5 protein-coding genes and 1 pseudogene are annotated in these 4,971 nt (G+C 65.4%); all 6 read left to right on the top strand.

Annotated features, from left to right (window positions below):
• Positions 1-558: pseudogene (locus ACT4N8_RS04210) on the top strand (hypothetical protein); the annotation flags it as partial.
• Positions 559-682: 124 nt separating this feature from the next.
• A complete protein-coding gene (locus ACT4N8_RS04205) occupies positions 683-2,647 on the top strand; it encodes a pilus assembly protein (RefSeq protein ID WP_444856884.1) in 1,965 nt (654 codons plus the stop codon).
• Positions 2,644-3,267: a TadE/TadG family type IV pilus assembly protein gene (locus tag ACT4N8_RS04200; protein ID WP_444856883.1), complete on the top strand. Its 624-nt coding sequence runs from the start codon at positions 2,644-2,646 to the stop codon at positions 3,265-3,267. Before ACT4N8_RS04205 ends, ACT4N8_RS04200 begins: the two co-directional genes overlap by 4 nt.
• The gene (locus tag ACT4N8_RS04195; protein WP_444856882.1) at positions 3,261-3,929 is read left to right on the top strand and encodes a TadE/TadG family type IV pilus assembly protein; all 669 of its coding nucleotides are present in this window, start codon (positions 3,261-3,263) and stop codon (positions 3,927-3,929) included. Before ACT4N8_RS04200 ends, ACT4N8_RS04195 begins: the two co-directional genes overlap by 7 nt.
• 53 nt (positions 3,930-3,982) lie before the next feature.
• Entirely contained in the window at positions 3,983-4,312 is a 330-nt protein-coding gene (locus ACT4N8_RS04190; protein WP_444856881.1) for a polyhydroxyalkanoic acid system family protein, read from the top strand.
• Positions 4,313-4,386: 74 nt separating this feature from the next.
• A partial coding sequence (locus tag ACT4N8_RS04185; RefSeq protein WP_444856880.1) for an FAD-dependent oxidoreductase occupies positions 4,387-4,971 on the top strand: 585 nt, incomplete at its 3' end.

Genomic DNA, 4,971 nt, shown 5'->3' with positions numbered 1-4,971 from the left:
TCGAACGGCAGCAGCTATTCGCAGATGAGCTCGACCGCATGCCCGGCCGCTTCGAAGCGCCTGCAGGCATGGTCCCGCACGGCGATGGAATCCTACATCAACGGCCTGCAGCCGACCGGCAACACCTATCACGACATCGGCATGATCTGGGGCGCGCGTCTGATCTCCAGCGCGGGCATCTTCGCCGACAGCGCCGACACCTATAACGGCATGCCGGTGGCCCGACACATCATCTTCATGACCGACGGCCAGCTCGAGCCGAGTTCGAGCGTCTATTCGAGCTACGGCGTCGAGACCAACGACAGACGGGTGACCGGCAGTAGCTCGGCCACCGGCCAGTATGAGAGCCACATGCAGCGCTTCCGCATGGCCTGCAACGCGGCCAAGAACATGAGCGCGTCGGTTTGGGTGATCGCGTTCGGCACGACCTTGAGCTCCGACATGCAGAATTGCGCGAGCAACGCCAACCAGGCCTCGACCTCGGCCAATCGCGACCAGCTCATCGAGCGTTTCCGCCAGATCGGCAGCAACATCGGCGCGCTGAGGCTGACCCAGTGACCCGGCCTCGCAGAGGGGAGAACGTGGCTAAGGCGCCGGTAACCATCCTGCTTGAACGGGATTTAGGATTAACGCGGCATATTCGGTTTCGCGAAGAGCCTCAAAAGGCCTTGGAGGAAACCGGATGCCCATCACGCCTGGCCGCGGCCGCGATACGCGCCGCGGCTTCCTTGCCAGTCTCACCCGCGACACGCGCGGCAACACGCTCGCGATCGTCGCCGCGGCGCTGTTGCCCCTGACCGCGATGGTCGGCTCCGGCGTCGATATGAGCCGCGCCTATATGGCGAAGACGCGTCTGCAGAGCGCCTGCGACGCCGCCGCACTCGCCGGCCGGCGAGTAATGCAGAATGATACGATGAATAGCACCGTAAGCGACGAGGCCCGGCGCTTCTTCGCGTTCAACTTCCCGCAGGGGCTCTACAACACGGCGAGCTTCACGCCCGACGTCTCCCGCCCTTCCTCTGGCACAGTGCGCGTCACCGCGAGCACTACGATCCCGACCACGATCATGCGGATGTTCGGGTTCAATACGTTGCCGCTCGACGCGACCTGCGATGCCGCGCTCAACTTCGTCAACACCGACATCATGTTGGTGCTCGACGTCACGGGCTCGATGGATCGGGATATCAACGGGAATTACACACCCGCAAACTCGCAGAAAAAGATTACTGCGCTGCGTGACGCGGTCATGGCGCTCTATGACGAGCTGCGACCGGTCCAGACCCAACTAGAGTCGAACGGCCTCCGGCTCCGCTACGGTGTCGTGCCCTATTCGACAACGGTCAACGTCGGCAACCTGATCCGCGACGTGAACCCGGACTATCTCGCGAGCAGCGTGAGCTATCAGACGCGGATCGCGAACTTCAACACCGAGATCAGCCCCGTGGCCAACTCGCCAACGGAGTCGACGGTGATCGAGGTCTTCAACAACGGTCAGGGGATCTCGCGGAACAATTGCGGCAGGTTTGGCAGAAACCAGAACTTCTCCGGGTTCAGCTCGAGTCCGACCAGCGGTGGTGGGCCTGCGCCCGCCGACACCTGGACGGCCAGCTTCAGCAACAACAATAGTGCGGGCGTCGATTGGGGATGGGCGGGCGCGCCCGACACATCGAGCAATACGCGTAGCTGTCGCCGCACGCGGACAGTCAACACGACCACCTATACCCGGCGGTGGACCTATACGGACGACAGGTTCGAACAGCGCACGTTTGACACCAGCCAGTACAGGCTCGGCAACGCTGTCCCCGTGGCGGTCGATGTGGACGCCAGCGACCGCGACGCCGAGGACTTCAACGGCAATGTCACGACGCAAGGATCGTATGATGTACGGCAATTGGCTTTGTCCGGCAGCGGCGTGGGGACCAGTTCCGCTATCTGGAACGGCTGCATCGAGGAGCGCGATACGGTCAACACGATCGATGGCAATTCCGGCTACTCGATTCCGGCCAACGCCTTCGATCTCAACATCAATCTGATTCCGCACAACGACGCGACGCGCTGGCGGCCGCAATGGCCCAGCGTCGTCTGGCGGCGATCCTCCTCCACCAGCGGTGCGCAATCGAGCGCGCCCTGTCCCGCGGAGGCCAGGCGTCTCCAGGCCTGGAACCGCGGTCAACTCGAATCCTACGTGCAGCACCTGGATCCGACCGGAAACACCTATCATGACATCGGGATGATCTGGGGTGCGCGGATGATTTCCAACGCGGGTATCTTCGCTGACAGCACCGACACGTTCGCCGGCATGCCCGTCTCGCGTCACATCATCTTCATGACCGACGGCCAGCTGGAGCCCAGTTCGACGGTCTATTCGGCTTATGGCATCGAGGTGAACGACCAGCGCATCACCGGCAGCTCGAGCGCCTCCGGCCAGCTTACGCGTCATATGCAGCGCTTCAAGATGGCCTGCAACGCAGCGCGCAGCCAAGGGGCCTCGATTTGGGTGATCGCCTTTGGCACGACGCTGAGCCAGGAGATGATTGAGTGCGCGAGCAATCCGAACCAGGCCTCCACCTCGGCAAACCGCGACGCGCTGATCGCGCGCTTCCGCGAGATCGGCAGCAACATCGGCGCGCTGAGGCTGACGCAGTGACCGTGCTCCGCCTCCGCCGACTCGGCCGCGACGAGAGCGGCGCGACGATCGTCGAGTTCGCGATGATCCTGCCCGCTTTGTGCGTGCTGCTGCTCGGCATTTTCGAGCTCGGCTACCGCGCCTATGCCGCCTCGGTGCTGCAGGGCGCGCTGCACGAGGCGGCGCGGATGGCGACGGTCGGCGGCGTGACGATGAACCAGATCGATGCGCGCGTGCGCACCCGGCTCAGCAACTTCGCCAATCACGGCACGGTCACGACGCGCACCACCAGCTATTACGATTTCTCCGGCGTCCGCCGCGCGGAGAAGCTGCTGATCGATACCGATCCCGTCGGCACCTACAATCAGGGCGATTGCTGGGAGGACACCAACGGCAACAACAGCTGGGACGCCGACCGCGGCAGCAGCGGCATGGGCGGCGCCGACGACATCGTCCGCTACGAGGTCAGCCTCGCCGTGCCCAATATCGTGCCGATCGACCGCTTTCTCGGCTGGGCGAACAGCAACACGATCTCCGGCGAGACGGTGCTGCGCAACCAGCCTTACGCGGGCCGGTCGGTGGTCGTGAACCGCCTGCAATGGCGGCAGAACGGCGCCGCCTGGGAGCTTGAGACATGCTGATCGCGACCCCGAGACTGTTCGCTCGCGTCCGGCGCCGGGCGACCGCGTTGCGCCGCTGCACCAGCGGCATCGCCCTCACCGAGTTCGCGATGTCGCTGCCGGTGCTGCTGACGCTCGGCCTGTTCGGGCTCGAAACCGCGAATTTCGCGATGGCGCATCTCAGGATCAGCAACATCGCGATGATCACCGCGGACAATGCCGCGCGCGTCCGCGACGCGATCGACGAGGCCGATGTCATCGACATCTTCACCGGCTCCAAGCTGACCGGCGAGGGCATCGACTTCCCCGACAACGGCCGCATCGTCCTGTCCAGCGTCGAGCCCAACGCGGCCGGCAACGGTCAATGGATCCGGTGGCAGCGTTGCGACGGCGCGCGCGTCTTCAACTCGGCCTATGGCGGAGAAGGGACGGGGCAGAATGACAGCAGCCTGCAATATGTCGGTCCGGCCTCGAGCCCGATCTCGGCCAGCGCGGGCACCGCGGTAATGGTGGTCGAGGTTTCCTACGTCTACCAGCCGATCATTCCGAACAGCTTCCTCTCGGGCCGCGAGATTCGCTATGTGAGCGCGTTCAACGTCCGGCAGCGCACCAACCAGACGCTGAGCAACAACGGCAACCTCAGCAGCGCGGAGCGGCGGACCTGCAACTTCTATCAGGCCTGAGGTCCCGCGGCCGGGGCTAGGAAAGGCTCCCGGTTTCCGCTACGCTGTATCGCATGAGTAATACACCAATTAAGGTCGATCTGCCGCACAGTCTCGGCCAGGCCGAGGCGCGGCGGCGGATCGAGAGTGGCGTCGGCAGCCTCAAGGACCATATCCCGGGCGCGGCCGAGGTCCGCTCGGCCTGGACCGGCGACCGGCTGGGTCTGCAGATCCTGGCGCTTGGCCAGGAAGTCAACGCGCAGCTCGACGTGCAGGAGCAGGTGGTGCGGGTCGAGATGCTGCTGCCGCCGGCCCTCTCCTTCTTCACCCAGCCGATCGAAGCGGCGTTGCGCCGGGGCGGGGCGGCGATGCTGGAGGACAAGTCGCGATCCAACGCGCCTTGAGCCGGGCTGCCGCCCCTTGCCTCCCGGGCGCGCGGCGCTAGCATCCGCGCCGCTGGGCAGGGCAGGGAGAAGGCATGCGCCACATCGCGGTGATCGGATCGGGCCCGGCCGGCTATTACAGCGCCGAGGCGCTTCAGAAGCAATATGGCGACGAGGTGCGGGTCGACATCATCGACCGCATGCCCGTCCCCTACGGCCTGATCCGCTTCGGCGTCGCCCCGGACCATCAGTCGATCAAGGGCGTCTACCGCCGCTATGAGAAGGTGGCGCTCAGCGACAATGTCCGCTTCGTCGGCAACGTGCTGGTCGGGCGCGACGTCTCGATTGACGAGCTGCGCGGCCTCTACGACGCGGTCATATTGGCGACCGGCGCGCCCAACGACCGGCCGCTCGACATTCCGGGCGCGGACCTGACCGGCGTGGTCGGCTCCGCCGCCTTCGTCGGCTGGTATAACGGCCACCCGGAGTTCGCCGCGCTCGCTCCGCCGCTCGACGCGACGGCGGCGGCGGTGATCGGCAACGGCAATGTCGCGCTCGACGTCGCCCGCATCCTCGCCAAGACGCCCGGCGAGTTCGTCGGCTCGGACATCGTCGCCCACGCCTTCGACGCGCTCGGCAATTCGGCGATCCGCACGATCCACGTCCTCGGCCGCCGCGGC

The organism is Sphingosinicella sp., assembly GCF_052387495.1.
GTDB lineage: Bacteria > Pseudomonadota > Alphaproteobacteria > Sphingomonadales > Sphingomonadaceae > Allosphingosinicella.
The sequence above is the reverse complement of the archived record's forward strand: the minus strand, read 5'-3'. Positions and strand labels throughout refer to the sequence as shown.

Excerpts from the sequence above, each read along its gene's own strand:
- ACT4N8_RS04205 (WP_444856884.1), top strand. The coding sequence starts at position 683 with ATGCCCATCACGCCTGGCCGCGGCCGCGATACGCGCCGCGGCTTCCTT.
- ACT4N8_RS04195 (WP_444856882.1), top strand. The coding sequence starts at position 3,261 with ATGCTGATCGCGACCCCGAGACTGTTCGCTCGCGTCCGGCGCCGGGCG.
- ACT4N8_RS04190 (WP_444856881.1), top strand. The coding sequence starts at position 3,983 with ATGAGTAATACACCAATTAAGGTCGATCTGCCGCACAGTCTCGGCCAG.